Raw genomic sequence first — 3692 nt, 5'->3', positions numbered from 1 at the left:
GTCCGACCCGCCGGCCGCGAATGCGCATCCGCTTTATGGCGCGCCCGACATGCCGCTGACCCTGCCGCGGCGCGGCGGCAAGGCGAGCGCGGCCAAGACGACCAAGGACCTGACCGAGCATGTCTGGGCCGGCGGCAACATCAAGCTGACGCTGAGCGTCACCGACGATGCCGGCCACACCGCGACCAGCGACACCAGGACGCTTGTCATGCCCGAGCGGCCCTTCGCCAATCCGCTGGCCCGCGCGGTGATCGAACAGCGTCGGTTGCTGGCGCTCGACACCAATGCCAAGCCGCGCGTCCTCGACCTGATGGATGCGATCACGCTGCGGCCCGAGGACACGTTCGACAACATGTCGAACTATCTCGCCATCATGAGCGCGCGGAGCCGGCTGAAACTCTCCGAGAGCGATGACCAGTTACGCAACGTTGTCTCCTATCTCTGGGAAATCGCGCTCGGCATCGAGGAAGGCAATCTGTCGGCTGCCGAGCGCCGGTTGCGCCAGGCGCAGCAGGCGTTGCAGGACGCCATCAAGAACGGCGCCAGCGATCAGGAGATCGAAAAGGCGATGAAGGAACTGCGCGAGGCGATGAACCAGTTCCTGCAGGAATTCGCCCAGCGCGCCCAGCAGAACCCGAACGCGCCGCAGATGCAGCAGAACGGCCGCGAGCTGCGCCAGAGCGATATCGACCGCATGATGGACCAGATCGAGAATCTGGCCAAATCGGGCGATCGCGACAAGGCGCAGCAGCTTCTCTCCGAGCTGCAGGACATGATGAACAACCTGCAGGCCGGCCGCCAGCAGCCGGGCGGCGAGCAGGATAGCGAGCTGCGTCAGCAGATGGACAAGCTCGGCGATATCATGCGCCGCCAGCAGGAAATGATGAACGACACCTTCCGCCTCGACCAGATGCAGCGTGGCTCGCGCGACAATGGCGAACAACAATTCGGCGAGGATGGCGAGCAACAGCAGCAGGGCCAGGACGAGCAACGGCCAGGTCCCGGCCAGGACCGCGATCCGCTGGGACGGCCGAAAATGTCGCCGAAGGACCTCGCCGATGCGCTGAAGCAACTGCAGGAAGGCCAAGGCCAGTTGCAAAGCGAGCTTGATCAATTGAAGAAGGGCCTCGAAGGCATGGGCATGGAGCCCAATGAAGGCTTCGGCGAGGCCGGCAAGTCGATGGGCGACGCCGAGCAATCGCTTGGCCAGGGCGATGGCGACCAGGCCGTCGGCCACCAGGGCCGCGCGCTGGAAGCGCTGCGCCGCGGCGCCAAGGACATGATGAAGCAGATGCAGGCCATGCAGGGCGACCAGGGCGGCGGCGAGCAGGGTGGCCGCGAGCAGAATGCCGACCGCGATCCGCTGGGACGGCCGCGCGCCACCAACGGCCCTGACGACGGCACCTCGGTCAAGGTCCCCGACGAGATCGACGTGCAGCGCGCCCGCCAGATCCTCGACGCGATCCGCAAGCGGCTCGGCAACGCGCTGAGCCCCGACATCGAGCGCAGCTACCTCGAAAGGCTGCTGGAACTGAAATAGTCTTACCGGGCCGCTTTTGGCGTTCCGCCTTCCTCAGATGGCCGTTGCCGCCGCTCAACCGCCGACTGCCACACTCGTCTGCCTGGTCAGCATGAACGCCTCGCGGATCGCGTTCTCCATGCCGTCGATCGCATCGCCGGTCGCCTGCGGATTGCGGTGCAGCACGACGTTGGAGGAATCGATGTCGCCGAAGCCGTCGGCAGCCGTCAGCTCGCGGCAATCCTCCGGGATGTTGCTGCGCGAGATCGGCGCGATGGCAAGGCCGGAAGTGACCGCGAGCGTCAGGCCGCCATTGGTGTCGCTGGTGTAGGCCACGCGGTAGTCGAGGCCGCGCTGCTGCAGCGACTTGATGGCGAAGTCGCGGCACCAGCCGTTGCGGCTGTAAAGCGCGATCGGCACCGGCCGTTCCTCATGCATGTGGTGCAGCGTCGATGTCACCCAGACCGTCGGGTCGTGCATCAGCACCTCGCCGCCGGAAGAGCCCTCCCATTCGAACACCACGGCGAGGTCGAGCTCGCCGGCCGCGAGCGCCCGCACCTGCGAATCCGAGTGCGCGTAGCGCACCGTGACCTCGACGCGCGGATGCCGCTTGGCGAATTCGCCCAGCGCCCGCGACAGGATCGAACGCCCATATTCGGCCGGGATGCCGATGCGCACCAGCCCGCCGAGCGGCGGTGCCACCAGCGAGGCCGCCGTTTCGTCGAGCAGCGAGACGATCCGGCGCGCGTTGACGATGAGCTCGCCGCCGCGGCGTGTCAGCGCCACGCCGCGTGAGCCGCGTTCGAACAGATCGTCGCCGACCATGTCCTCGAGCTTCTTCATCTGCATGGACACGGCCGATTGCGTGCGCCCGGCTTTCTCCGCCGCACGTGTGAAATTGCCGGTCTCGGCCACCGCCACGAAGGTGCGCAGGAGGTCGCTGTCGAGCACGGGCTTCATCGATTTCCGCCATAAGCAAATTTGATTGCAGGCATCATTCCAATTCGTTTGCAAGATGTCAAACGCCGCAGGATAGTCGCCTCACCCATTGGATATGCGACCGCGAAATCGGCCGCGGACCAATCGAAGAGTCCTCACTCGTACCCGCTGCCTGAAAATGGTAGCGGGTTCTTTTTAAGAGCATGATCCCGAAAAGTGGGAACCGGTTTTCGGGCAAGATCATGCTCAAACGACAAGAGTTGGAACAGGATGACGCTTCAACGAAGCGTCATCCTGTTCCAAGAGTAATTCCAGGAAAAGTGCCCAGCGGTTTTCCGTTCGGAATTGCTTAGAACAGTGCGTAAAAATGCGGCTCGCGGGGGGCCGACACTGATGCAGAACCGGACGGTGCTTGGCATTCTGAGCCTCTGCCTCGGCGTGCTGGTTTTTTCGTTGCAGGATCCGCTGGTGAAGGCGGTGTCGGGCGGCTATCCGGTGACCGAGGTGATGGCGATCCGCGCCATCGTCGCGTTGCCGATCCTGATCGCCATCGTCCAGGCCGATGTCGGCCTGAGGGCGGTGCTGTCGAAGCGCTTCGGCATGCTGACGCTGCGCGCTTTCATCCAGTTCTCGTCCTACACGGTCTACTATCTGGCGATCGCCGCCTTGCCGCTGGCCGATGCGGTGGCGCTCTATTTCATGGCGCCGCTGTTCATCATGGCGATGGCCGGACCTTACCTTGGCGAACGCGTCTCCTGGAAAACGCTGGCGACGGTGCTGATCGGCCTGGTCGGCGTGCTGGTGATGGTGCGCCCCGGCGCCGGCGTGTTCGACTGGGCGGCGCTGTTGTCGCTGGGCTCGGCCTTCCTTTACGGCTTTTCGCAACTAATGGCGCGCCGCATCGGCGACACCGAATCGTCGACCGTGATGGCCTTCTACCAGAACGGCGCCTATCTCAGCGGCGCAATTGCCGTCGCGACCGTCTTTCATCTCGCCGGCATCACCCATGCGGCGCATCCGAGCGTCGAATTCCTGGTGCGGCCCTGGGTTTGGCCGACAATGCCGGACTTCCTCAAGATGGCCGCCTGCGGCCTCGTCGCGTCCGCCGGCATGATCCTGTTGTCGCAAGCCTACCGGATGGCGCCGGCCAACCGCGTCGCCACCTTCGAATACACCGGCATCCTGTGGTCGCCGCTGTGGGGTTTCCTGTTCTTCGCCGAAGTGCCGCGTGAAA

3 protein-coding genes are annotated in these 3692 nt (G+C 64.7%); 2 read left to right on the top strand and 1 reads right to left on the bottom strand.

The features are described from left to right. On the top strand, positions 1-1540 hold a 1540-nt coding region (locus EOD07_RS26495; protein WP_127237513.1), incomplete at its 5' end, for a TIGR02302 family protein. A 54-nt stretch (positions 1541-1594) separates the two neighbouring features. On the opposite strand, the gene EOD07_RS26490 is transcribed toward EOD07_RS26495, so the two are convergent. Then, the gene (locus EOD07_RS26490) at positions 1595-2479 is read right to left on the bottom strand and encodes a LysR substrate-binding domain-containing protein (protein WP_127237512.1); all 885 of its coding nucleotides are present in this window, start codon (positions 2477-2479) and stop codon (positions 1595-1597) included. Positions 2480-2851: 372 nt separating this feature from the next. Here EOD07_RS26490 and EOD07_RS26485 point away from each other — a divergent pair. Further along, a partial coding sequence (locus EOD07_RS26485) for a DMT family transporter (RefSeq protein WP_164772546.1) occupies positions 2852-3692 on the top strand: 841 nt, incomplete at its 3' end.

This window comes from Mesorhizobium sp. M2C.T.Ca.TU.002.02.1.1, assembly GCF_003997225.1.
Note: the sequence above shows the minus strand (reverse complement) of the source record. Positions and strands in the feature narration are given on the sequence as shown.

What these genes read in the sequence shown, in the direction of transcription:
- EOD07_RS26490 (WP_127237512.1), bottom strand. Translation starts at nt 2,479, where the DNA reads ATGAAGCCCGTGCTCGACAGCGACCTCCTGCGCACCTTCGTGGCGGTG.